This is a genomic window from Gilliamella bombi (assembly GCF_900103255.1).
GTDB classification, from domain to species: domain Bacteria; phylum Pseudomonadota; class Gammaproteobacteria; order Enterobacterales; family Orbaceae; genus Gilliamella; species Gilliamella bombi.
In genome coordinates this window covers 21,371-47,535 of the sequence record NZ_FMWS01000015.1, presented here as the reverse complement: position 1 = coordinate 47,535, position 26,165 = coordinate 21,371, and the positions used below count along the sequence as shown (strand labels likewise).

The following is a 26,165-nucleotide window of genomic DNA, read 5'->3' as shown; positions in this document are numbered from 1 at the left end:
TATGATAGCGCATAACATTCTACCTGTCAAGTAATTTGTTGTTTTATTTGTGTTTTTATGATTATTTGCTTATTTAATAAGCTGTATTATACTAAATAATGCGTCGAAATTATAGCTGGTTAAACACTAAAGAGCTAGTATTTTGTTAATTTATTGTAATGTCTTGAATACGATTGAAACATTACAAAAAACTTAGCATAAATATTTTGTAACTATCCCCTGAAATAGTACAACCCAAAAGTAGAAAATTCTCTATGATAAAAATAAAGGGGATTTAATTATGAAAAAAATGACTGAACATCAAATCGTCGCTATTTTAAAAGAAGATGAAGCGGGTATTCCCGTTAAAGATCTGTGCCATAAATATGGCATGGGTAATTCAACTTTCTATAAATGACCGGAAAAATACGGTGGTATGGAAAGCTCAGATATTAAACGTCTAAAAGAACTAGAGGCGGAAAGTGCTACAAGCGACTCGTGCCATCCGTTTTCAGTCCAGTTTGTTTTTGTATTGCTATAAACTTCTTTTCTGACACTTCCACAATACATTCAGCTACTTTTGTATCCTCTTTTACATGGACGATAGATACTCTTAAGTAATTACCAAAATTGGTTTTTAATAAACTCTCATAATAAATACCGACGCACTGATTATAAGGCCACTTGTTATCATTTTCACATCGTTCAGCAATACTTTCTCTTAGTTCTGATGCATCAAAATCAGGGTCTTCTACCAAATTTGCTTGACCTGTTTTTGAACAGGTACAAATTAAACAGTCTTGCTGATCATTCGTTTGATTTTCACCAAATACTTCTAATGGAATCAGTAAAGATGGAGCGGGGGCTGGTTGATAAAGTTTTTTATAATTGACGGTAAAAGATTTTTGATTACATTTCATGATTAACCTATCATTACCAAATAAGCTAACATTTTCTATTGCTTGACATTGATTTGAGGCAAGTAAATAGTAAGCCAATTTAATTACTTTATCATAGGGGAATTGGGATGTATGTTGTTTTTGAAATTTAATAATACTATCACTAATATGGGATTTTAGTTCACTATTGTTCCTATCTAGAATAGGTATAACATATAGTTGATCATAATATTTACCATATCTGGTTCCATCAACAGGATCAGTATAGATAATGCTATAATCATTATCATTGAGTAAATTAACATAAGGATATTCTGGAACAAAATATTCTTCATAGTCATCTAACCCTCCGCCAAACCAAGGATTAATAAATGAAGAATTACCTTTTTTGGTAGCCAGCGCATAACTTAGTATGCTGTTATCTGGATTTTGGCAGGTTAAAATAATGTACATTTGGTCGTTGGTAACAAAAGAGTGTTTAAATTTATGACAAATTGGTTTGCCATAGTTGGGGTTGTAATAATAAAATTTTTTATCGGTTGTTGCATAGCCTTCAGCGAAATTCTCTCTTAACTTTTGAATCCGTTTTTCATCTGATGTCCCAGTATCTTGATAGAATGGTTTTAAAGTATCGCCAAGTAGTTTCTCTTTAAGGTTTTTTTTTGCCACTAAATAATTTTGCGTTTTATTTTCTATGATTGAGTTATTTATTGGGATAAAAAAGATAATCGCAAATAACATTGTAATTGTTATATATTCACCTTCCTTTTTGTTGGATTTGATTAGTAAGTAAGATACACCGACAAGAGCATTAAAAATAAATAAAACAATAATTATAAACGTTGTTATTTTTTGATCACTAAGTATAAGATTACTATCTTGACCAAGTCGAGAAAAAATAATAAGGCATTCAATTGTAAGTAAAATTGTAACAAAAATTCGCATATTCTAATTTTTTCAACTATTACATAGTTCCACATATTATAATGAAAATAATGATATTCACAAAATAGAATGAAGTAACCGTAAAATTGTGGTTAAACAAGGCATATTTTCTAAACTAAAAGAAATAAATATTGCAGCAAATTCTGCGGCAACAAAAGTATTTCCTAATATGTCGATTAAAACATTAAAAATGTATGAAAACAAATACACGTTTTCAAGTTGAAGGATGGCAAATGACTGCCCAACTTGAACAAAGCAAAAGAATAGAGATTTTTAATGAAAATATTGTTCATTTTGAAAAAGTAAATGTAACTATCCTCTAAAATAGTACAGCAAAAAGTAGTAAATTCGCTTTGCTAAAAATAACTGAGTACCAAATCGTCTTTATATTAAAAAATAATTTAGGCAAGAATTTTCTGAACCTAATTTAGAATCACAACTTCTGCTGTACTATTTGCTTGTTTTTTGCGGTTAGCTTTAAACTAAGCAAGACTACTTGATGAATGTTGCTATTAAACGCTTTGGCAATAATTTGTTATTTTGCATTATACCAGCGCCAATAAATTGCTTGCCTTGATAAATTCGCACTAAGGTTTCAACTTGCGTGGAGCTTTCAAGTTCAATGGTTCGTCCTAATAATATATCTTTACCTTGCGTATCGCTAAGGGTAACTTTTGGGCGATCTTGCAATGGGCTGTCAACGGGCATTAGTAGATCATCTTTAAGTTCGATATTTTGTAGCTGTTCTAAGGTGACCATGTTTTCAATCGGGTAATTGGAAACTTGTAAACGCCTTAAATAAATAACATGTGCTCCGCAACCCAATAATTCCCCTAAATCATCAATAATGGTTCGGATGTAGGTGCCTTTTGAGCAGTGTATTTCTAACGTTAATTCGTTTTTTATTGCATCAAATTGGATAAATTGATTTTCGTAAACGGTAATTGGTCTAGCTTCACGTTCAACCACAATACCTTGGCGAGCATATTGGTAAAGCGGTTTTCCTTGATATTTTAATGCCGAAAACATAGTTGGCACTTGTAAAATATTACCGCGAAAATGAGTTAAAGCTTGGTTGATTTGTGATCCAGTCACTTTAACAGGTTTGGTACATATAATTTGACCATCAGCATCAGATGTGTCGGTTCGTTCTCCTAGTTTGGCGATCACACGATAACGCTTATCTGAATCCAATAAATATTGTGAAAATTTGGTTGCTTCACCAAAACAGATAGGAAGCATCCCTGTCGCTAGTGGATCAAGAGCTCCCGTATGCCCTGCCTTTTTAGCATTAAATAACCATTTTACTTTTTGCAACGCATCATTTGATGTCATGCCTTGCGTTTTGTCTAGCAACAAAACGCCGTGAAGATCACGGCGAGTTTTTTTTATATTCATCATTTTTTATACTGAAACACATAGTTACCGGAAACTTTTTTACATAGTTCAGGACTATTTTTTAATATTAATCTTTATGACGCTCATTATCTTGTTTGATAACATCCGCCACCAAACTCGACATTTGCATACCTTTAACGAGCGACTCATCGTAAAAGAATTTTATCTCTGGAATGATTCGCAAACGCATCGCTTTGCCAATTAAGGTTCGAATGTAACCTTTAGCATCATTAAGTACCGTTAATCCTTGTTCAATAACTTGTGGATCATCGTCATTCAAAAAAGTCACAAAAACTTTGGCATACGAAAGATCACGCGAGATATCAACGCCTGAAACGGTTACCATACCAAGACGAGGGTCTTTGATTTCTCGTTGTAAGATAATTGCAATTTCTTTTTGTAATTCATGCCCAACTCGAGATGAACGATTAAATGCTTTTGCCATATCTATTTTCCTTATAAATGAATAAGCAAGGACTATACCTTGCTTATAACATCAAATACGTTGTAATTAGATCGTACGTTTGATTTCGATAGTTTCAAAAACTTCAATCGTGTCGCCAACACGAACATCGTTGTAGTTACGCACACCAATACCACATTCGGTTCCATTACGTACTTCGTTAACATCATCTTTAAAGCGACGTAATGATTCAAGTTCGCCTTCATAGATAACGACGTTATCACGCAATACACGAATTGGGTTGTGACGTTTAACAACACCTTCGGTTACCATACAACCTGCAATTGCACCAAATTTAGGTGATTTAAACACATCACGCACTTGAGCAAGACCAATAATTTCTTGTTTGTATTCTGGTGCAAGCATACCGCTCATGGCTTGTTTAACTTCGTCAATTAGATCATAAATAACAGAGTAATAACGTAAATCTAAATTTTCTGATTCAATTACTTTACGTGCTGAAGCATCGGCACGAACGTTAAAGCCTAAAATGATCGCATTTGATGCAGCAGCCAGTGATGCGTCAGTTTCGGTTATACCACCCACACCTGATCCAATAATTTTAACTTTAACTTCATCTGTTGATAGTTTAAGTAATGAATCAGAAATCGCCTCAGCAGAACCTTGAACATCTGCTTTTAGAACAATATTGAGTTCAGAAACATCGCCTTCTGTCATGTTGGTAAACATGTTTTCAAGCTTCGCCTTTTGTTGACGAGCAAGTTTTACATCACGGAATTTACCTTGTCGATAAAGCGCAACTTCACGAGCTTTCTTTTCATCGCGTACAACAGTAGCTTCGTCACCAGCTGATGGTACTCCAGACAAGCCAAGAATTTCAACTGGTATTGATGGACCAGCTTCAGTCACTTCTTTACCTAGTTCATTACGCATCGCTCGGATACGACCGTATTCAAATCCACAAAGTACGATATCACCTTTATGCAATGTACCTGATTGAACAAGTACTGTTGCAACTGAACCACGACCCTTATCAAGGAATGATTCAATCACAACGCCGCTTGCCATACCTGTTTCGTACGCGGTTAATTCAAGCACTTCAGCTTGTAGTAAGATGGCTTCAAGTAGTTGATCAATACCAGTACCTGCTTTAGCAGACACATGAACAAACTGAGTATCACCACCCCAATCTTCTGACATCACGCCATATTGTGCAAGTTCGCCTTTTACACGCTCTGGATCAGCTTCAGGTTTATCAATTTTGTTAACAGCAACAACAATTGGTACATTTGCCGCTTTAGCATGTTGGATTGCTTCTATAGTTTGAGGCATTACACCATCATCAGCAGCAACAACAAGTACTACAATATCCGTTGCTTTAGCACCACGCGCACGCATAGAGGTAAACGCCGCATGACCTGGAGTATCTAAGAAAGTTATTTCTCCATTTGGAGTTTTAACATGATAAGCACCGATATGTTGTGTAATTCCACCAGCTTCGCCTGAAGCCACTTTTGCTTTACGAATATAGTCAAGTAAAGAGGTTTTACCATGGTCAACGTGTCCCATAATGGTAACTACAGGTGCACGAGAAACTTTTTCTGCACCTGTATCACGATCGCTCATAAGAGATTCTTCGAGCTCATTTTCACGACGAAGTACTACTTTATGTCCCATTTCTTCAGCCACTAATTGTGCTGTTTCTTGATCGATAACTTGATTAATAGTTGCCATTGCCCCCATTTTCATCATAGTTTTGATCACTTCGGAACCTTTTACTGCCATTTTATTCGCTAATTCAGCAACGGTAATGGTTTCACCAATAACAACATCACGATTAACCGCTTGGACAGGTTTAGTAAAACTTTGTTGCAACGTGCTTTTACCTTTCTTTTTATTATGGCCGCCACGAGTCACAGCTCGAGCTTCTTCACGTTCCGCTTTGCCTTCTGATAGCTTGTTGCCTTTTTTCTGTTTAGTTTGTTTAGTATTTCGACCACGTCCACGAGCGCTTTCAACTTCACGATCAGTTTCATCTTCTGCTGCTCTAGCGTATTTAGAGGTTGTCACATGATAATCTTCATCTTCTGTATGATCACTATCATCAACTTCATTATATTGTTCTGCTAGCTTACGAGCTTCTTCAGCCATACGCTTGGCATCTTCCTCTAATTTTCGACGATTTTCTTCTTCCGCTTTACGTTTAATTTCATTCGCTTCAGCTTCCAATCGTGCTTTTTCTTCTTGCGCTTTTTTTACTTTTGGATCAACTGCTCGTTCTTGTGCCGCTTTCGCTTTTTCCTCTTGAGCACGCTTTTTCGCTTCTTCTTCAGCTTTCTTTTCTTTTTCTTCCGCTTCTTTACGCGCTTTTAATTCTGCTTCTTGGCGAGCTTTTAGTTCTGCTTCTTGGCGAGCTTTTTCTTGCTCCGCCGCAATTTCAGCTGGATCGCGTTTAACAAAAGTTCGTTTTTTACGAACTTCTACTTTTATTTCTTTGCTTTTGCCACCACCGCTCGACACATTTAAGGTTGAGTGCGTCTTACGTTGCAATGTTAACTTTGTTGGACCTTGCTGAGGTTTTAAATGAGCAAGCAAAGCTTCTTTCTCCTTTTGTGTGACAGTGTCTGTTGCAGATTTCTTCATACCTGCATCAGCAAACTGTTGCAAAAGTGTTTGCACTGGTGTATTGATTTCTTGAGCCAGTGTTTCTATTGATACTTTGGTCATGTATTACTTTTCCTCAATTATTCATCTGCAAACCAACAAATATTACGAGCAGCCATAATAAAATCGCCAGCTTGTTCGTTTGTTATACCTTCAATTTCAGCTAAATCATCAGTACCTTGTTCTGCTAAATCTTCCAAAGTAATGATGTCATGTTGTACTAATTGATAAGCTAACTCTTGTGTCATACCAGGTAGATTTAGCAAATCTTGAGCTGGTTGTTTTTCGCCACTATTTGCTAGTGCAAGTGTTGTTAATGCATCTTTTGCTCGCGTTCTTAATGCTTCAACAAGATCTTCATCAAGTTCTTCAATTTCAAGCAATTCGTCAACTGGCACATAGGCAAGTTCCTCAAGTGAGGTAAAGCCTTCTTCAACTAATAGCTGTGCAAGCCCTTCATCAATATCAAGATGTTTCATCAAATTATTGATTGCAGCAAAAGATTCTGCATGATGTTTTTCTTGTAAATCTTCGTTACTCATCACATTTAGTGTCCAGCCAGTAAGCTGTGAAGCTAAACGGATATTCTGACCATTTCGACCAATGGCTTGTGGTAAAGTTTCAGCATTGACGGCTACATCCATGGTGTGTTTGTCTTCATCAACAACAATTGAAACAACATCTGCCGGCGCCATAGCATTAATTACGTATTGTGCAGGATTATCGTCCCATAAAACAATGTCAATACGTTCTCCACCAAATTCATTAGATACTGCTTGTACGCGCGCACCACGCATACCAACACAAGCACCAACAGGGTCAATACGACGATCATTACTACTAACTGCGATTTTAGCACGTGAGCCAGGATCACGAGCCACGCCTTTGATGTCAATCATCTCTTCACCAATTTCAGGGACTTCAATACGGAATAACTCTTCCATCATTTCAGGGTTTGAACGGCTAATGCATAATTGTGCAGGTTTATTATTTTGTTCTACAAGATATAAAATACCACGGACACGATCGCCTATGCGGAAGTTTTCACGCGGTAACATATCATGGCGTGACATCATTGCGTCTGCATTGTTACCTAAATCAAGAATCACGCTATCGCGATTGGTTTTTTTGACAATTCCAGTCACAATATCACCAATACGATTTCTAAACATGTCAATGATCATTGCACGCTCAGCTTCGCGTACCTTTTGTACAATAACTTGTTTTGCTGTTTGTGTGGTTATACGGTCAAAAGCAACGGATTCAATTTGCTCTTCAACGTAATCGCCAAGTTTAACAGATGGGTCTTCGTATTGTGCAGCGTCTAATGTCATTTCTTTAGTTGGTTGCGTAACTTCATCAACAACAAGCCAACGGCGGAAAGTGTCGTAATCACCTGTTTTATGATCTATTTTAACAACAACGTCAATATCAACATTATGCTTCTTTTTTGTGGCCGTTGCTAATGCGGTTTCTAAAGCTTCGAAAATTTTATCACGCGTAAGTGCTTTTTCGTTTGATACAGCTTCAACAACAGCTAAAATTTCTTTATTCATCCTTTACATCCGTACTCTGTTTAAGGTTAAAATTAGGTACAATATTCGCTTTTTGAATATTACTAAAAGCAAATACTTCATCTTTATCATCTACAGTTAATGTAATCATTTGGCTATCGATAGACTTAATTCGTCCTTTCCATTTGCGGCGATTAGCAACAGGTATACGTAGACTGACTGTAACTTCTTCACCAATAAACCGCTGATAATGCTCAAGCGTAAACAAAGGTCTGTCCATTCCTGGTGATGAAACTTCAAGATTGTAAGCATCTTTGATCGGGTCTTCTACATCAAGCACCGCACTGATTTGACGGCTTGCATCAGCACAATCATCAACCGTAATACCATTTTCACTATCAATATAGACTCGTAGTATAGGATAACGACCACGAATATATTCAACTCCGACTAATTCAAAACCAAGTGCATTAACTGGCTCTTGGATAATATCGGTTAATTGTTGTTCTATATTAGCCAAACAAACCTCCACAGCAGAAAATAAAAAAGGGCATAAAGCCCAACATTCTTTTTAAACTTACGCTTAAATCACTACACGAAAAAAAGCCTCGACATGCGAGGCTTACATTCAAAAACTAACTATAATGAAGCCACTTTATTCGAACTTTCAGACAATAACAGGATAGATTGGTTTATGAATGAAAATTTAAGTGGTTGCGGGGGCTGGATTTGAACCAACGACCTTCGGGTTATGAGCCCGACGAGCTACCAAGCTGCTCCACCCCGCGATAGATGAATGAGAATTATACGGCATTTTAAATAAAATGCAACTGCAAATCACACTGATTTTATCAGTAAACTTAAAATTATTAAAAATATGTTACACGTCAATTTTAATATATATACCACTTAACTTAAGCATAATTGTTTAACTTATATTGGCACAATAATTCCATTTTCAAGCCTATTATTGTGCCCACTATTTAGTACTATAAAGTAATATAAATTACTTGCTAGTTGCCTGTTTCATTGATTGAACAAATTTGGTTAATTGGCTAAGCATTTGTTCGGGATTGTCGAGGTTTTTCTCAATAATTTTTACTGTTGCCGATCCGCTAATTGCCCCAACTGCACCGGATTTAATCGCTTCGCTAACTTGAGTTGGTTCTGAAATACCAAACCCTTGTAACGCAGGTGGAGCGCCAAACTCAACTAATTTTTTGATCAGATGGGTAAGCGGTTTGTTAGCTCGATTTTCAGTACCAGTAACACCTGCTCGTGATACCAAATAGGTATAACCTTTGCCTTGCTTAGCAATACTTTGAATGACTTTATCATCAGCATTTGGTGGACAAATAAAAATCGGTGCTATATTGTATTTTTCGGCGGCCACTGTAAATTCTTGTGCATATTGAGCTGGCAAATCAGCAATCAATACTGAATCAACTCCCGCTTTGGCACACTTGGCATAAAAGTCGTCGATACCATTTTTGAAAACTAAATTAGCATAAATAAGTAATCCTATTGGAATATTGGTGTATTGCGCTCTGACATTGGTTAAAATTTCAAAACACTTTTCAACTGTTATTCCTGCTTTAAATGCCCGAATATTGGCATTTTGAATAGTTGGACCATCGGCCATAGGATCTGAAAATGGGATCCCTAGCTCTAGTGCATCAGCGCCAGATTCAATTAAAGTGTGAATGATTTTAAATGACAGTTCTGGCGTTGGATCACCAACTGGAACAAAAGGAACAAAAGCACCTCGTTTTTCGGCTGTTAATGTTGCAAACAGTTTTTGATAACGGCTCATTCTATTTCTCCTTTTGCTTTTAAAATATCATAAACGGTAAAGATATCTTTATCGCCACGCCCTGACAGGTTAACTATTAGTAGCTGTTCTTTAGTTGGATTTTCTTTTATCATTTTCATAGCATAAGCTAATGCGTGTGATGATTCTAACGCAGGAATAATACCTTCATGCCGTGATAACGCTTTAAATGCATCAAGCGCTTCATCATCAGTAATTGAAACATAATCAGCACGACCAATACTATCTAAATACGCATGCTGTGGACCAACTGATGGAAAATCTAACCCTGCCGATATTGAATAGGATTCTTCAATTTGTCCTTCTTCCGTTTGCATCATCGGTGATTTCATACCGAAATAGATGCCAAGCTTACCATGCTTTAACGAAGCGCCATGTTCGCCACTTTCAATCCCATGACCTCCTGGCTCTACACCAATTAATTTGACGGATTTATCATCAATAAAATTAGCAAACATACCAATTGCGTTTGAACCACCACCAACACAGGCAATGACTGCATCAGGCAAACGTCCTTCTTTTTCAAGGATTTGTTGTTTAGCTTCACGGCTGATCATCTGTTGAAACTCACGTACAATAGTTGGAAAAGGATGCGGACCTGCTGCCGTACCTAACATATAATGCGCTTTTTCATAACTGCCAGACCAATCACGTAATGCCTCGTTACACGCATCTTTTAAAGTCGCTGAACCAGTTTCAACTGGGATGACTGTTGCGCCCATCAACCGCATTCTAAATACGTTAGGTGCTTGGCGTTTAACATCTTTTGCACCCATATAAATTCGGCATTTTAAGCCAAGTAGTGCGCAGGCTAAAGCTGATGCAACACCATGTTGCCCTGCACCTGTTTCGGCAATGATTTCGGTTTTTCCCATTCTTTTTGCAAGTAAGGCTTGCCCTAATACTTGGTTGGTTTTGTGCGCACCACCATGCACTAAATCTTCTCGTTTTAAATAAAGCTTAGTTTTTGTTCCTGCAGTTAAATTTTTACATAATGTCAGTGCGGTTGGTCTACCTGCATAATTAACTAATAGGTCATTAAACTCTTTCTGAAAGTTTGGATCGTTGATTGCAGAGATGAAGGCATCCTCAAGTTGCTCAAGTACTGGCATTAATATTTGCGGGACATATTGCCCACCAAATTCGCCAAAGTAAGGATTTAATTTAGACATAACCATTCCTTTTTTAAATTAAAAAATTAAATTTGTTCAAATACTGCTTGGATTTTCTGTTTATCTTTAACTCCTGGTGAAACTTCAACCCCTGAATTAAGATCAACACCAATCACATTCGTCGCTAAAGCTGATTTAATATTTTCTGGATTAATGCCTCCAGCTAAAATGACATTATTTAGATCTTGATTATCAAGTAGCGACCAATCAAAGCTTTTTCCTGTACCGCCTGCACCATGATCAAAGATATAACGAGACACTAATGGATTGGCATGTTCAGGTACAGCACCATCAATACTTAATGCTTGCCAAATTTGACAAGTTTTGGGTAATTCTTGGCGCAATGTTTTGATATAGTTTGCATCTTCATCTCCATGCAGTTGCACTGCATATAAAGATAACTGTTTTGCTATTTGGCATACGGTTTCAATATCTTCATTTCGAAATACACCAACCCAATTAAGTGGCGCTGCTGCAATAACTGTTCGAGCTTTAATTGGCTGTATATAACGTGCTGAATTTGTGACAAAAATCAAACCACCATAAACTGCACCAGCTTGATAAGCACTAACAGCATCTTCGGGACGTGTTAAACCGCATACTTTATTTTCGCCTAACATCACCTTACGAATTGCCAAAGTTAAGTTTGGTTCAGACATTAACGCACTGCCAATTAAGAATCCATCTGCAAAACGACTCAGTTCTTTAACCTGATTGTGAGTATAAATACCCGATTCACTAATAATAATGCGATCGTTAGGAATTGATTTGGATAAGGCCTTTACCCGATTTAGATCAACCGTCAAATCCCTTAAGTTACGATTATTAATACCGATTACTTTCGCACCCAGTTGGATGGCTCTTTCAACTTCGTTTTCAGTACTAGCTTCTGTCAATATCCCCATATTGAGCTTATGAGCAATGTTACTTAGATGACGATATTCATCATCCGTCAATACAGATAGCATTAATAGTACTGCGTCAGCTTGATAATAACGCGCTAAATAGATCTGATATTCATCAATAATAAAGTCCTTACAAAGCACGGGTTGTGTGATTTCATTACGAACTATGGGTAAAAATTCAAAGCTACCTTGAAAATATTTTTCATCAGTTAATACTGAAACTACTGATGCATAATCTTTATAAACTTTAGCAATAGCGGCTGGATCAAAATCATCCCGAATCAATCCTTTTGATGGCGACGCTTTTTTACACTCTAAAATAAAAACCGTTTTAGGTTGATTTAACGCTTGATAAAAATTGCGATCACTAGGGAATATCGCTGATTTAAAGGTATTAATTGGCTTTACTGCTAACTGCTCAGTTAACCATGTTTGTTTATCTTCAATGATTTTTTTCAATACTGTTGCCATTTCAACATTTTTTACTAATGCTGCAATTGCCATGTTATTCTCCACTTATTATCTTGCTGCTAGTTGTTGTAATAATGCATAAGGTTTACCACTTTGCATCATTTCAATTGCCCGTTGTGCATTTTGTTTTAAATTTGACTCGCCAAATAAGCTCATTAACATCGCAACATTAGCGGCAATTGCTGATTGGTGTGCTGGTTTTCCGTGACCTTGTAAAATGGCAATTAACATATCACGATTCTGCTCAGGTGTACCCCCTTCAATATCTTTTAAGGTAAATGTTGGCAAGCCAAAATCGTCAGGTTTAAGCGTAAAATAACGAATTTCACCATCTTTAACTTCAGCAACGTCAGTTTTACCATGAATAGCAACTTCGTCCATTCCTGCACCATGCACCACATAAGCATGTTTATAATTAAGCATTTTTAATGTTTCAGCAATCGGTTGGATTAAATCTGGATGATACACGCCTAATAAAATACGTTTAGGACGAGATGGATTAATCAATGGTCCTAACACATTAAAAATGGTCCGAGTTTTTAATTGTTGGCGTATTGGTGCTGCATGGCGAAAACCTGAATGATATTGCTGGGCAAATAAAAAGCACACGCCAAGTTCATCTAATGCCTGACGAGATGTTTGTGCTGACATATTTAATTTAATGCCTAAGGCAGAAAGCACATCGGAAGAGCCTGATTTACTTGATACACCACGATTACCATGTTTAGCCACTTTATAACCTAATGCTGCAGCCACAAAAGCACTAGCTGTTGAGATGTTAATGCTATTGGTGCCATCACCCCCAGTACCAACAATATCAGTAAAATCATAATCTGGAGAATCAAAAAGATCGGCATTCTCAAGCAATGCTAAAGCTGCCCCTGCTATTTCATCCGGTTTTTCACCACGAACTTTCATACTAATTATTGCGGTAGCCAATACAGTTGGTTCAATCTTACCTTGAATAATTAAATTAAATAGTATTTTACTTTCCTCTTGTGTAAGGGTTTGCCCTAAATATAATTTATTAACAATAGGTTGAATATTATACTCTTGCTTATCAACAATAGCTTCCTGTTTTGGCTTCTCTTGTTTTTGTGGAGGATTTAGTGCCCATTTAATAGTTTGTTCTAATAATTCTACACCTTGAATGGTTAATATCGATTCTGGATGAAATTGAAAACCACAAACCCGATCCTCATCATTACGAACTGCCATTACAATATTATTGCAAAGCGCATTGATGGTTAGTGTTTTTGGAATATTTTCACCTTTTAAAGAGTGATAACGAGCCACCGGTAGCGGATTTGGTAATCCTTTAAACATCGCTTGCTCATCATGCTCAATTAAAGATGCCTTACCATGCAAAATATCGCCAGCTGGCACAATCGCTCCACCATAGGATTCCACAATAGCTTGATAACCAAGGCAGATACCAATAATAGGCAATTTACCTTTTAAACGTTTTAACAGTTCTGGCATGCATCCAGCGTCACTTGGTGCTCCTGGACCTGGTGATAACATTAAAATAGGGTTTTGCATTTGTGACAATTTTTCAATAATTACATTTGCAGGGATAGTATTTCGATAAATCGTCACACAATGCTTACTATTACGTAATTGATCGACCAAGTTATAAGTAAAAGAATCAATATTATCAATAAATAAGATATTAGCCATTAGAATACACCTTCTACATTATGCGCTGCCATGATAGCTCGAATAACTGCACGTGCTTTATTACGTGATTCATCAGATTCTGATTGTGGCTTTGAATCTAGCACCACACCACTGCCTGCTTGTACTGTCGCTATGCCATCTTCGACATAGGCACTTCGAATCACAATACAGGTATCAAGATCGCCATTCGCGGTAAAATAGCCAACAGCACCACCATAGCTACCACGTTTAACTTTTTCTGATTCAGCAATTAATTGCATCGCACGAACTTTGGGTGCTCCTGTTAATGTTCCCATATTCATAGTGGCTTGATAAGCATGAAGCGCATCTAAATCACTGCGTAACTGACCAACCACACGCGAAACTAAATGCATCACAAAAGAGTAACGATCCACTTTTAACAAATCTTTGGTATAACGGGTACCGGGTTTACAGATACGCGCTAAATCGTTGCGTGCTAAATCAACTAACATCAAGTGTTCGGCTAGTTCTTTTTTATCGGTACGCATTTCGAGTTCTAATCGACTATCTAAATCATAATCAATATCGCCATTAGCAGTTAAACCTCGTGGACGAGTACCGGCAATTGGGTAAATTTCAACTTGATTAGTTGCTTTAGTATACTTAAGTGCACTTTCAGGTGAGGCCCCAAATAACACAAAATCACTATCTTGCATATAAAACATGTAAGGGCTTGGATTATTGTTTTTTAATATCTGATAAGCCGATAATGGCTCAGGGCAAGGTAATTTAAAACGCCGTGAAGGTACTGCTTGAAAAATTTCCCCCTGCTCAATTGCATCTTGCATTTTTTTGATAACTGTATTGAAATCATCATCACTTTTATTACATGTCACATCGATATTAGTAAGGGACTGAGTATGAATGGCTTTCATTGTGCTATTTAATGTTGCTTGTAAATTAGTTAACCGTTGCGTTAAGCGCTCAGTTTCTTTTGAATCAGAAGTGAAAACCGTCGTTTTTAAAATGGATTTATGATCTTTATGATTTATTTCTAATATTGTTTCAGCTAAATAAAAACAGAAATCTTGACAACGCTGCTCTGTAGGTAAATTAGGTAAGTTTTCAAATCCAGCGACAAGGTCGTAACAAAATAGCCCACCAACAAAAATCGCATCTTGACCACATTGTTCAGGGATATTCACAATAGTCAATAATGTGCGTAATGCATCAAAGACTGATAGCGACTTTAATCTTGAATCTTCATCTTGCATACTATCAATAGTGGGAAATACCAATTTAAGTGTTTGTTCATCCACTTGTACATTATCTAACTTGTCTGTAAAAGCCTGTTGTAATAAAGGTAATAGCTTTTCACCATTTGTGGTCAATGCCTTAAAAGTCACTTCATTATTTATTGCCGAAATACGTAATGCACTATCGACAATCATGACACTTTTAATTCCTTGCTTATTATCAATTTCGGCTGATTCTAGTAACAACGTTGCCGGTTTACTATCGCACAATTGATAAAACACTTGAGTTGGATCTTGATAATAACCGATGGTTTGGGTTATTTGTGTTAATGTCGGCTTATTCATTGTTGGCTCTCTACATTTAAATTTTTATTTAGCTGATTCGTTTAACATCCAAAAACTAAAAAACCCGCATAAAGCGGGTTGTGTAAAAAAGACAATACATCATTACATCACCCGCAAAAGGTAACGCACCACCAACCAAAGCGGGTGAATTGACGAGTAATAAGATGTAAATATTGTGCTTTCATAATTTTTATCGATTAAAAATAAATTTTGTACTATTAAACTAGTTTACTAGCGCACTGTCAAGAGATTATTTATTTTTAAAAACAAACTTCTCATTTATAACTAGGCAAAAAATTTAATAATCTATAAAATGGTTGACTCATTTTTATTATAAAAAATTATAAGGATTTTTGAACTATGCCAGTATTTTATATCGTCATTGGTGTTATTGTTTTGCTTGCGTTAATTACTGTCTTAAAGGCAATTACAATTGTTCCCCAAGGTTATCAATATACTATTGAACGTTTTGGTAAATATACCCATACACTTGAACCCGGTTTAAATATCATTATTCCGTTTATGGATGGTGTTGGTCGTAAAATTAATATGATGGAGCAAGTACTCGATATTCCATCACAAGAAGTCATTTCAAAAGATAATGCTAATGTGCAAATTGATGCTGTTTGCTTTATCCAAGTACAAGAAGCAGCAAGGGCTGCATATCAAGTAAATCAATTAGAGCGTGCTGTCATTAATTTAATGATGACTAATATTCGTACTGTTTTAGGTAGCATGGAATTGGATGAAATGTTATCACAACGTGATCATATTAACTCTAAGTTACTAAGTATTGTCGATGAGGCAACAAGTCCATGGGGAATCAAAATTACCCGTATCGAAATTCGAGATGTTCGCCCACCAGCAGAATTGATTGCTGCGATGAATGCGCAAATGAAAGCAGAACGTAATAAACGTGCCGAAATTCTTGAAGCAGAAGGTGTTCGTCAAGCAGCGATTTTACGCTCTGAAGGTGAAAAACAATCTGAAATATTAAAAGCAGAAGGTGAAAAACAATCTGAAATATTAAAAGCAGAAGCGCGTGAACGTGCTGCCGAGGCAGAAGCAAGAGCAACTCAAATGGTATCCGATGCTATTGCTGCAGGTAATATTAATGCTATTAACTACTTTGTTGCCCAAAAATATACTGAAGCATTACAACAAATTGGTTCATCGGATAATAGTAAAGTGATTATGATGCCACTTGATGCGTCAAGTTTAATGGGTAGTATTGGTGGTATTGCTGAATTGATTAAAAACACGAAATAAAAAATCAATTTTTATACTTAAACATAGTGTTTCCTGAAACTTTTCAACAAAATCTATAAACGCTATGTTTAAGATTTTTACTGAATGTATTATAAAGGTAATCAACAATGACTGATTTTTTTATGGTTTTCTATAGTTCGCCCCATTGGGTATTTATTGCTTTAGGCGGTATTTTGCTGATTATAGAATTACTTGGTACTGGTGGATACGGGCTTTGGAGTGGGATAGCTGCTATTATTGTTGGTTTAATTGCTTGGATTTTACCTCTTTCTTGGCCAATTTTATGGATTTTATTTGCAATTCTAACGCTTGTATCTGCTTATCTTTGGTGGCTTTGGCTCAAAAAGCAAGGTAAAGATAAATCAAGTAAAGGCGAAATCAATCAACCACAACAAGATTTAATTGGTATTAAAACAGTTGTCACAGATGCTATTGTTAATGGCTCAGGTCGAGTAAAAATCAAAGATGGAACATGGTCGGCAAGATGCGTTGAAGATCTTAATGTTGGGCAGCGTGTTGAAATTATTGCTGTGGATGGTTTAATTTTAGATGTGCTACCTATAAATCAATAGTTTTTTGCTAGTTATAAAAATAAATAGGGCGCATTAACAATGCGTCTTTTTTATTATAAGAGCGAAAAATGAATTACAAAAAAATGATTTTCATTGGGGTATATGTCAGAAATTACTTTTTTCAAATCACTCAAACTCATATTCTCTTGTTGGGCATGGTTTTCGGTAAGTTGATCAAATGTAATTTGTGTAATGTTAACTATTTTAATTGTACAAAAATACTCATCAGTTTCAAAAGTTCCAACACGAAGCTTATCACCAACTTTAAAATGTGATTCACTCTTATCTCGAATGGTAATGACTTTTAAACCAGCTAAAATATCAGACTTAAAACGTTGATAAAAAGTAATATCATTTTGCACAGCATTATCCTATGTGAAAATTACCCAAATTACTTAACAAGTATTAATCAAGCAAAGTAAATGTTTGCTTGTCCTGAGTTGTCGAATCACTACCGATATACACATTAAATTTTCCTGGTTCGGCAACATATTGCATTTTATTGTTCCAGAATTTCAGCATATCATATTTAATCACAAATTTTACTTGCCCCTTAGTGTGCGGTTTTAAAGTAATATTATCAAAACCAATTAACTCTTTCACTGGGCGGCTAACCGACGCTGTCACATCTTGCAAATAAAGCTGGACGGTCTGCATACCTTCTCTATTCCCTGTATTTTCAACATTAACGGTGACAATAATTTCACCATCTCGATTCATTTTAGTACTTGATAACGAAAAGTCCATCGCAAAATTGGTATAACTCAAACCAAATCCGAAGGGGAATAACGGCTCATTAGGACTATCAAAATACGAGGTTGTATATTTGCCCATATTTTCCGTACCACGAGGACGGCCTGTATTCAAATGGCTATAATAGACTGGGATCTGCCCAACATTATAAGGAAAAGACATGGGTAATTTACCCGAAGGGTTATAGTCACCAAATAGTACATCGGCAATGGCATTACCTCCTTCAGTTCCTAAAAACCAAGTTTCAAGCATAGCATCAGCTTGAGCATACTCTTCAGATAATGTTAAAGGACGACCATTCATTAAGACAATGACCAAAGGTTTACCTGTTTTTTTCATTGCTTTAATTAATTGTTTTTGAGTTGCTTGCAAAGATAGATCTGTTCGACTTGATGACTCATGAGCCATACCTTCTGCCTCACCAACAAAGGCAATAACAATATCAGCTTTTTTAGCTATTTTCACCGCTTCTGCAATCATTTTATCGGCTGGTCGATTATCAAATTTAGTTGTTTCTCCGTATAAATTTAAAAACCGATATAAATTTTCATCATCAGAAAGATTGGCACCAAATGCATAGCTAATTGATTCAGGATTTTTAACTGCATTTTTAATACCTTCTAATGGAGTTACCGCTAAATTAGCACGCCCAGCTCCCGACCAACTCCCCAAAATATCACGTTTTGAATCAGCTAATGGACCAATCACCGCAATTTTCTTATTTTTAGCTAGCGGTAATATCTCATTCTCATTTTTTAATAACACAATACTGCGGCGTGCCACATCACGAGCTTCTTCACGATGTAATCGATTATCAGCAAACATTGTATCGATATCTAATTTTGGATCTAAATTACGATTAGGATCACTAAATAACCCCATATCATATTTAAGTTCAAGTACATGACGACAAGCTTGATTTATTTCATCTTCTGTAATGGCACCTTCTTCGACTAATTCAGGTAAAAATTGTAAGAAATATTCATCATTCATACTTATATCAATGCCAGCTTTAATCGCAACACGTACAGCATCTTTCGGATCACTAGCTACGCCATGATTAATAAGTTCACGAATAGCCCCATGATCACTGACAACAACACCATCAAAATGCCACTGATTCCGTAGCACTTCGGTTAACAACCAATGATTCCCCGTTGCTGGAATACCATTAACGCTCACTAACGAAACCATAACTGCCCTGCTACCTGCATCAATTGCTGCTTTATAAGGCACAAGATATTCTTGGAACATTTTGCGTTCGCTCATATCCGTACTGTTATACTCACGCCCTGCTTCAACTGCGCCATAAAGTGCAAAATGTTTTACTGATGTCACCAATGATTTTTTATCGGCAAGCGATTGCTTTTGCATCTTTTCAACAAAAATCCGCCCAGCTTCTGAGGTTAAATAAGGATCTTCTCCAAACCCTTCAGACACACGCCCCCATCTAGGATCACGTGTAATATCAACCATTGGCGCCCAAGTTATATTTAATCCATCCGAGGTAGCTTCGTCAGCTGATACTTCAGCAGCTTTTGCAATTGCACTACGATCCCAAGTGGATGCAATACCTAAATTAATTGGGAAGATAGTTCTATGTCCATGAATTATATCAAAACCAAAAAATAGAGGAATTTTATTGCGAGATTTTAGAGCACGCTCCTGCATTTGAGAAAGGTCAGGTTCGACAACAGTATTAAAAATGCCACCAATTTCACCTGCTTCAATTTTATCAAGTACTTTATCTAACGTTAGATCACCACCAACACTAATTAGGCGCAATTGTCCCGCTTTTTCTTGAAGCGTCATTTTTGATAATAGATTATCAATAAAAACTTTCCTTATTTCCTTTACTTCGCTATTAGGTTCTTGTGCAAACAAATGCCCAGAAAAGATAAGAAAAAATAAATATATAGCTACTTTTTTCATCATAATAAATATTGTTATAATTAAGAGGATAGACAAGCAGACAACATAACGTATTTACAAAAAATTTCGTTTTTTATCTACTTACATTCAGGTTTAAAACATCATAATAGTTATTGCATCCCCTTATTCAAACACTGTCTTTTCTGAAATTTTTTACAAAGTTTAAGGGATAATATTGCCGACAATTGTTGGCAATATCAACTCAATAACACATTAATCTCTAAAATTGGTAAATTGAAACGGTTGACCAAATTCGCTATTTTTAACTAATGCCATAGTAGCTTGTAAATCATCGCGTGATTTACCTGTAACACGGACTTGTTCACCTTGTACTTGAGCTTGTACTTTAATTTTGCTGTCTTTGATCGCTTTTACAATCTTTTTAGATAGCTCTTTATCAATACCCTGCTTAAGCTTAACCGTAATGCTATAAAGTTTACCGCTGTGCTCCATTTCTTCAGGAATTTCAAGTGCACCACCGTCAATACCACGTTTAGCTAGCTTATCACGCAGAATATCGAGCAGTTGCTGTACTTGGAAATCAGATTGGCTTGTTGCTTTAATCGTTTCATTTTTTTCATTTAATTCAAACGATGCTTCAACATTTTTAAAGTCCCAACGAGTAGCTAACTCACGAGTGGCATTTTCAACACCATTTTTAACTTCTGGCATTTGAATTTCTGAAACGATATCAAAAGAAGGCATAAATTCTCCTCTTCTAATGGTTATAAAACTAAAATTATCTAGTTAATAAATAGAATAATCGTCGCCTAACAATAATTTAGACGACTTTAAAATATAAGCGTGAATTAATCGATAGTACGAAGCAATTCATTGATACCTACTTTACCTAAAGTTTTAGCATCAACTTTTTTCACAATAACTGCACAATAAAGACTATATTTGCCATCTTTTGTTGGTAAGTTGCCAGAAACAACTACTGAACCAGCTGGTACACGTCCATAGTGAATTTCACCAGTTGCACGATCATATATTTTAGTACTTTGACCAATAAATACACCCATTGAAATTACGCTACCTTCTTCAACAATAACGCCTTCAACAATTTCGCTACGTGCACCAATAAAACAGTTATCTTCAATGATAGTTGGGTTAGCTTGTAACGGCTCTAAAACACCACCAATACCAACACCCCCTGATAAATGAACATTTTTACCAATTTGCGCACAAGAACCAACTGTCACCCATGTATCAACCATTGTCCCTTCATCAACATAAGCACCAATATTAACATAAGAAGGCATTAATACAGTATTTCGAGCAACATAGGCACCTTTGCGAGCAATAGCAGATGGAACAACACGGAAACCTTCTTGTTGGAATCTTGCTTGATCATATTCAGCAAATTTTAATGGCACTTTGTCATAATAGTTAGTTGGACCGCCATCAATCAGTTGGTTTTCGTTAATACGGAAAGAGAGCAAAACCGCTTTTTTTAACCATTGATGAGTTACCCAATCACCATTGATTTTTTCTGCGACACGCATTTTACCACTGTCTAATAAAGCAATGCATTGGTTAATCGCATCACGTGTAACTGTATCAACATTTGACGGTGTAATCTCAGTACGACGTTCAAATGCTGCTTCAATAATAGTTTGTAATTGTTGCATCTCAAGTTTCCTTTAATTTATAGTCCGTTAGCAAATAATAATTAGATGGACAGTATAATATAATCTTTCTTGCTTTTTAAGTGGTTTAATCAAAACACCACAATCAATATCCAAGCAATCAAAAACAATCGAAATCTTAGTAAAGTCATAGGAAATCACAAAAAAACAGAAAAATAAAAGCTTTAATAAAAATCAATACCTTTTCTAATCACTTTTGGGATGTAATTGCACTGCTTTTTAACACAAAACAACTCACAAAAACCACCTAAGGCTATGTTATTTGTCTTATTCTGGCGTCAGACAAATTTGTCTGGAACAAATTTGAACATCTGAGCACAGCGAAGATGGCCTCGAAAAGGCGAGTATCAGGATGATACGAGTAGTGCCGTAGGCCACATTCTGTAACCAAAGCGTGGGATTGCAAAGGGAATTCGCTTTAATTCCCTTTGCTCGGACGTGGTCACTGTGGCTATTTTGTTCACCTAAGGTCAAAACGTCCGAAACCTTGCCGAACTAAAATAGACCACAGCTTTAAACCGCCACAGCGTAATACTGGACTACCTGCCACGCTTTCAGCGTCGGCGGCGGGGGGGCGGCGCGATTGCGGCTTCGCCGCAACAGCGCAACCCTAAGGGAAAACGCCCCAACTGACGCGAGGGCGTTATTCTTTGTTAGATTGTCCTCTCAGGCACCATAACCGCCCCCGCGGCCCAGGATTAAGAAACAAAAGCTAAGGTGCGGTGCAAATACCATAGCCGCTGCGCCTTATGTTTATCATGTTGCTATCGTCTTTACCGATGATGCCGGTCCCCGAGTCGACAGTTGAGTAACCGTCCGCAAAGTAGAATGAGCCGACGAAGCCCGCATCAGAGTAACCGTTCATGTAGCCCCACTCCGTGAAAAGCCCTGCTCCTATGTAGCGCTTGTACCGGCTGACACCACGTACCGAATTGCTTAAATCCCTTGCCTTTGGCATGCTATACCCCAACCGCTTACACCATGTTTTATGAGTTGAAGATTTTTTGAATTCACTACCCCGATTGACAAACCACTGCCTCAACACAAATCCATAGCTCACCTTATTACCACGACTATCCCTTCCCACCAATTCAAATGTCTGCGGCAAAGATGGCTTTATAAGCGGACTAGGATCAGCTGACTGCATTTGAGCGCTATCCGCACTAGGACCTCTTAATGTTATCCGTGTTACATAACTGGATTTATCTATAATCCATTCATCAGCTTGTATGGTCTTTCCTCTTGGGGATGTGAATGTACCAGAACGTGGCCTTGTCCAACTCACTGTTGCCGTTATATCACCACTCGTGATAACTGACCAACTCAACTGACTTGCATCAACTCCATCTATGAGCAAATCAAAATACAACCCATCAGCGCCCGTTGTAGGAAAATTTCGGTCGTAAGATGATGAACTCGTTGACTGAACTAAAAAGCCCTTAGTAGGATTCCATATATTAGATGGACCTGCGTAGTCGTCTGTACCAAATTTTAGATTCAGCCTTACTGAACAAATAACTGGCTGCGGTGAGTTCGGATTAATATAATAATCTACCGTAGCTCCACTAAAACTGGTTCTATTAGGAACACCATAACGTGTCTGTAAATATCCCCCTGTACTACTTAATGTTACCCTATAAGGAGCATTACATATACTTAATGCATCGTTACGATTAACTCTATTGTCATTTTTATCCCTAAACAATACCGATATACTCCCCGATGCGGTAACTCCATTTGTACCCTGACCATCTCCATCATCATCTCCCCAATAATTATACCTAGTGACTAAATCACTTAAACTCACTGAATTCACTGATGATGGAATTACCATATCTATATCTCCCAAAGTACTTCCTGCATAAGGTAAAACTATTGGATTTGTTGAGCTTGATGGATTAGTTGATGGTGTGAACCTTGTGCCATCCCGCAACTTAATAAACAAGAAACTATCCGTTGAAGTTGTCCTTGTTTGACCACCGTCTAACGTTAAATATGGTGCACTACCCTCAATATACCTTGATGTAGACGTCGTTAATGCCATAGAGCACTGTGTATATGGCAACAAAAACAATGGCACGAAGAACAACAATAATTTAGTTAATCTAAATAATCTAAGTAAGTTTGATAATTTAGATAGAAAAGGTAAGTGCCTCGGACTTGACAATAACTCTGCCGATAAACTCGGCGACTTCACTAAGCTCGATAACTTCGGTGATAAAAATAAGAATTGAGTCTGATTTCGACTACAGTGAAATTGAAAAAGATTTAGAGCATAGGTTTGGCCGGCCAGTTGCCAGTTGCCAAATAATGGTAGCGCATTTCAGTTATCATGTCAACTAATCCATTGTTTTATTTGTATTTTTTATAATTAACCGCTCAACTAATGAGCTTTTCCTTGTTTTGAAAGCACTCAAATTATAACCGATTGATTAATAATGCGCTAGTTTTTTGTTAAATATTTGTAAAGTTTTGCTAAGTTGATAAGGTTGAGCTTTTGGTGGCGTGTTTTGAGAAATGGTTTTGGTGGTGTTTTTGAATAAAAACCACCAAATGAAAACTTTAATAAAATCAATACCCTCCCTGATTGATTTTTGGCGTAATTTTTAAATAAACCTTTCATCAAAACAAAAAGCAAAGTATTAACGAAAAAAGCACAATTTATTTGAGCAATGTATCACAAATCTAGAATGTCAAATAACCAATTGTTTAATTAAAATGTACTCTGCAACTATCGTGATAGTTACCAAGACAATATTATGCAAAATTGGGGATTTTCATTACTAGAATTGTTAATAACTATTTGTATTAGTGCTATTTTAGTCACAATAGGCGTTGAGCATTGGAAAGAGCAACAGCTGCGTAATGAATTAGCTTATACAACCAAACAGTTAGCTTATTTTTTGTATGAAGTTCAAATAAAAGCGTCGATTAAAAATGAGAATTACATTATTCACCAATTTACTTCACCTTGGTGCATTGCAATCACTAACGATGAAAAACCTACATCATGCAGTGAAGGAGTACTTTATTTTATCAAACCTGATAATTCTGTTGAAATTAGTGAATTATTAAACAATAAAAATGCTTTGATCTTAGGTCGTCGCAACTTAGCACAAACAATGTCTTTCCAATTAAAAAATAAGATAGGTACTAGCAGGATTTTTATTTCTTTATTTGGACGCATTCGATTCTGTGCAGAAAATAGCTATATAACAGGGTTACCTCGATGTTAAAAGCATCTGGATATTCCTTATTTGAAATGCTTATTAGCTTAATATTATCAAGTCTAATTTTCATGGGTATAACCTCGTTTTACATTCAATTACAAACAAGTATTATGCAATATTATCAAAAAATACGTTTACAACAGGCAATTGAACTTGGATTAGCTGGTATGAAAAAAGACATAAGACGAGCTGGTTTTATTGCTAATGACCCCAAAAAAATAACAGCTAAAGCTATTAAAATCGATAAACAAGGAAAATGTATTGTTCTTCGATACGATAGCGAAATTCGCAATTCTTGGGTTTGGGACAAATTTACCCCTATAAAGTCAGATGTTTTTACCTATCGCTATAAAGAAAACAATATAGCCTATAAAACAGGAGCAATAGATTGTTTTGGAACTAAATGGGAAAACTTATTTGATTCAAACGAAATCAAAGTAACCGATTTTACAATAAAACAGCTACCCGATGCCATTAGTCTATCTGTTACTGCTGAATTAAGAAAAAACAAGCAGATTAATTATCACATAACTGAAATAATCAAAAATGAAAACCTATTTTAAACAAATGTATACTTCATCTGGGTTTAGCACTATTTTAATGGTAATTATTTTGATGATTGTGGGATTGGTGCTATTAATTGGTTTTAATATACTTATTACCTCGTGGCAAAAAACTATCTTAATGGAAAGTCAATACTATCAACAATTTAATCAAGCTAGTTCATCTTTAACTTGGGCAATAACCCAAAATTGGCAAACTCCTAAAACAAATTGGTATTGTATGACTGAACCCACTTATCAATTAAAAGCATGTATAAAAAAGTCTTTATTAAAAATTGATAAGTATGTGTTAGTAAGGGGCGAAGCTAAAGACTTCTATTTATATACACTCGCACATTTTGATAATAATCGATTGATTGTTGAAAAAGGTCATTGGCTCGATTATTGCCCAGAAAAAAGGGCTATTTATTGTGAATAACAAAAAGAAAAAAATAGCTGGCTTTAGTTTAATTGAAGTTATGATAGCAACGCTATTATTTTCAATTATTATGTTAGGATTTGTTAATTACCAACAAGCATTGTTTTATAAACATCACTACTTTACAAACTACTTACGTGCCAACAAAATTGCTTTTCAGCTACTTGATAGCTACCCTTATACCACAAACCAAATTATTCCTTCTGGTTGGCATTATAAGCTCACCAGTAAAACTTATAATGCTCAGTGTAAAATGGTTGTTATAACGGTTAATGCACCTAACAAACAAGTTGCCAAGCAGCAACGATTATTTTGTAATTCACTCTAAATGT

23 protein-coding genes, 1 tRNA gene and 1 pseudogene are annotated in these 26,165 nt (G+C 36.3%); 8 read left to right on the top strand and 17 right to left on the bottom strand.

Annotated features, from left to right (window positions below):
• Positions 1-280: 280 nt before the first annotated feature.
• Positions 281-463, top strand: a pseudogene (locus tag B9N71_RS13305) (transposase); the annotation flags it as partial.
• Position 464: 1 nt separating this feature from the next.
• Here B9N71_RS13305 and B9N71_RS03555 read toward each other — a convergent pair.
• The gene (locus tag B9N71_RS03555; RefSeq protein ID WP_143422010.1) at positions 465-1,619 is read right to left on the bottom strand and encodes a hypothetical protein; all 1,155 of its coding nucleotides are present in this window, start codon (positions 1,617-1,619) and stop codon (positions 465-467) included.
• A gap of 398 nt (positions 1,620-2,017) precedes the next feature.
• Here B9N71_RS03555 and B9N71_RS13700 point away from each other — a divergent pair, with 398 nt between their 5' ends.
• Positions 2,018-2,146: a hypothetical protein gene (locus B9N71_RS13700; protein ID WP_503100223.1), complete on the top strand. Its 129-nt coding sequence runs from the start codon at positions 2,018-2,020 to the stop codon at positions 2,144-2,146.
• Positions 2,147-2,315: 169 nt separating this feature from the next.
• Here the strand turns inward: B9N71_RS13700 and truB are convergent, their stop codons facing one another.
• The 11 genes from truB to B9N71_RS03500 all read right to left on the bottom strand — a co-directional run bounded on the left by truB (position 2,316) and on the right by B9N71_RS03500 (position 15,444).
• A complete protein-coding gene (truB, locus tag B9N71_RS03550) occupies positions 2,316-3,224 on the bottom strand; it encodes a tRNA pseudouridine(55) synthase TruB (protein WP_085164151.1) in 909 nt (302 codons plus the stop codon).
• Positions 3,225-3,288: 64 nt separating this feature from the next.
• Positions 3,289-3,666 (bottom strand): 30S ribosome-binding factor RbfA, encoded by a 378-nt coding sequence (gene rbfA / locus B9N71_RS03545; RefSeq protein ID WP_065560170.1) that lies wholly within the window; start codon positions 3,664-3,666, stop codon positions 3,289-3,291.
• A gap of 66 nt (positions 3,667-3,732) precedes the next feature.
• Positions 3,733-6,372, bottom strand: coding sequence for a translation initiation factor IF-2 (gene infB / locus B9N71_RS03540; RefSeq protein WP_085164149.1), 2,640 nt, complete (start codon positions 6,370-6,372; stop codon positions 3,733-3,735).
• A gap of 17 nt (positions 6,373-6,389) precedes the next feature.
• The gene (nusA, locus tag B9N71_RS03535; protein ID WP_034910699.1) at positions 6,390-7,865 is read right to left on the bottom strand and encodes a transcription termination factor NusA; all 1,476 of its coding nucleotides are present in this window, start codon (positions 7,863-7,865) and stop codon (positions 6,390-6,392) included.
• Positions 7,858-8,343 (bottom strand): ribosome maturation factor RimP, encoded by a 486-nt coding sequence (rimP, locus tag B9N71_RS03530; protein WP_085164147.1) that lies wholly within the window; start codon positions 8,341-8,343, stop codon positions 7,858-7,860. The genes nusA and rimP overlap by 8 nt, the downstream gene beginning before the upstream one ends.
• A 191-nt stretch (positions 8,344-8,534) precedes the next feature.
• Positions 8,535-8,611: transfer RNA gene (locus tag B9N71_RS03525), tRNA-Met, on the bottom strand.
• Positions 8,612-8,829: 218 nt separating this feature from the next.
• Complete coding sequence (gene trpA / locus B9N71_RS03520; protein ID WP_085164145.1) at positions 8,830-9,636, bottom strand: tryptophan synthase subunit alpha; 807 nt, start codon at positions 9,634-9,636, stop codon at positions 8,830-8,832.
• The gene (gene trpB / locus B9N71_RS03515; protein WP_065590104.1) at positions 9,633-10,826 is read right to left on the bottom strand and encodes a tryptophan synthase subunit beta; all 1,194 of its coding nucleotides are present in this window, start codon (positions 10,824-10,826) and stop codon (positions 9,633-9,635) included. Before trpB ends, trpA begins: the two co-directional genes overlap by 4 nt.
• A 26-nt stretch (positions 10,827-10,852) precedes the next feature.
• Complete coding sequence (trpCF, locus tag B9N71_RS03510) at positions 10,853-12,235, bottom strand: bifunctional indole-3-glycerol-phosphate synthase TrpC/phosphoribosylanthranilate isomerase TrpF (protein WP_065590105.1); 1,383 nt, start codon at positions 12,233-12,235, stop codon at positions 10,853-10,855.
• Between the two features lie 15 nt (positions 12,236-12,250).
• Entirely contained in the window at positions 12,251-13,882 is a 1,632-nt protein-coding gene (trpD, locus tag B9N71_RS03505) for a bifunctional anthranilate synthase glutamate amidotransferase component TrpG/anthranilate phosphoribosyltransferase TrpD (RefSeq protein ID WP_085164143.1), read from the bottom strand.
• Entirely contained in the window at positions 13,882-15,444 is a 1,563-nt protein-coding gene (locus tag B9N71_RS03500; protein WP_085164141.1) for an anthranilate synthase component 1, read from the bottom strand. The genes trpD and B9N71_RS03500 overlap by 1 nt, the downstream gene beginning before the upstream one ends.
• A 360-nt stretch (positions 15,445-15,804) precedes the next feature.
• Here B9N71_RS03500 and B9N71_RS03495 point away from each other — a divergent pair, with 360 nt between their 5' ends.
• Both B9N71_RS03495 and B9N71_RS03490 read left to right on the top strand, forming a co-directional pair.
• Positions 15,805-16,713, top strand: coding sequence for an SPFH domain-containing protein (locus B9N71_RS03495; protein WP_085164139.1), 909 nt, complete (start codon positions 15,805-15,807; stop codon positions 16,711-16,713).
• Between the two features lie 107 nt (positions 16,714-16,820).
• The gene (locus B9N71_RS03490) at positions 16,821-17,285 is read left to right on the top strand and encodes an NfeD family protein (protein WP_065560179.1); all 465 of its coding nucleotides are present in this window, start codon (positions 16,821-16,823) and stop codon (positions 17,283-17,285) included.
• Positions 17,286-17,338: 53 nt separating this feature from the next.
• Here the strand turns inward: B9N71_RS03490 and yqfB are convergent, their stop codons facing one another.
• The 5 genes from yqfB to B9N71_RS03465 form a co-directional block, all read right to left on the bottom strand.
• Positions 17,339-17,647: a N(4)-acetylcytidine aminohydrolase gene (gene yqfB / locus B9N71_RS03485; RefSeq protein ID WP_085164137.1), complete on the bottom strand. Its 309-nt coding sequence runs from the start codon at positions 17,645-17,647 to the stop codon at positions 17,339-17,341.
• A gap of 43 nt (positions 17,648-17,690) precedes the next feature.
• Positions 17,691-19,973 (bottom strand): beta-glucosidase BglX, encoded by a 2,283-nt coding sequence (gene bglX / locus B9N71_RS03480; protein WP_085164136.1) that lies wholly within the window; start codon positions 19,971-19,973, stop codon positions 17,691-17,693.
• Between the two features lie 210 nt (positions 19,974-20,183).
• On the bottom strand, positions 20,184-20,675 hold the full coding sequence (locus tag B9N71_RS03475; RefSeq protein WP_065560184.1) for a YajQ family cyclic di-GMP-binding protein: 492 nt from the start codon (positions 20,673-20,675) through the stop codon (positions 20,184-20,186).
• A 104-nt stretch (positions 20,676-20,779) separates the two neighbouring features.
• Positions 20,780-21,604 carry a 2,3,4,5-tetrahydropyridine-2,6-dicarboxylate N-succinyltransferase gene (gene dapD, locus B9N71_RS03470; protein ID WP_085164133.1) on the bottom strand — a complete coding sequence of 275 codons (825 nt, stop codon included), beginning with the start codon at positions 21,602-21,604 and terminating at the stop codon, positions 20,780-20,782.
• A 730-nt stretch (positions 21,605-22,334) separates the two neighbouring features.
• Positions 22,335-23,666, bottom strand: a complete 1,332-nt coding sequence (locus B9N71_RS03465; RefSeq protein ID WP_143422008.1) for a hypothetical protein — start codon at positions 23,664-23,666, stop codon at positions 22,335-22,337.
• A 715-nt stretch (positions 23,667-24,381) separates the two neighbouring features.
• On the opposite strand from B9N71_RS03465, the gene B9N71_RS03455 reads away from it, so the two are divergent.
• Genes B9N71_RS03455 through B9N71_RS03440 form a run of 4 tightly spaced genes read left to right on the top strand, consistent with a single transcriptional unit; the run spans position 24,382 to position 26,161 of the window.
• Positions 24,382-24,858: a prepilin-type N-terminal cleavage/methylation domain-containing protein gene (locus tag B9N71_RS03455; protein WP_085164125.1), complete on the top strand. Its 477-nt coding sequence runs from the start codon at positions 24,382-24,384 to the stop codon at positions 24,856-24,858.
• A complete protein-coding gene (locus B9N71_RS03450; RefSeq protein WP_085164123.1) occupies positions 24,852-25,415 on the top strand; it encodes a prepilin peptidase-dependent protein in 564 nt (187 codons plus the stop codon). The genes B9N71_RS03455 and B9N71_RS03450 overlap by 7 nt, the downstream gene beginning before the upstream one ends.
• On the top strand, positions 25,399-25,833 hold the full coding sequence (locus tag B9N71_RS03445; RefSeq protein ID WP_085164121.1) for a DUF2509 family protein: 435 nt from the start codon (positions 25,399-25,401) through the stop codon (positions 25,831-25,833). Before B9N71_RS03450 ends, B9N71_RS03445 begins: the two co-directional genes overlap by 17 nt.
• On the top strand, positions 25,826-26,161 hold the full coding sequence (locus B9N71_RS03440; RefSeq protein ID WP_051634165.1) for a prepilin-type N-terminal cleavage/methylation domain-containing protein: 336 nt from the start codon (positions 25,826-25,828) through the stop codon (positions 26,159-26,161). The genes B9N71_RS03445 and B9N71_RS03440 overlap by 8 nt, the downstream gene beginning before the upstream one ends.
• The last annotated feature ends 4 nt before the right edge of the window (positions 26,162-26,165 follow it).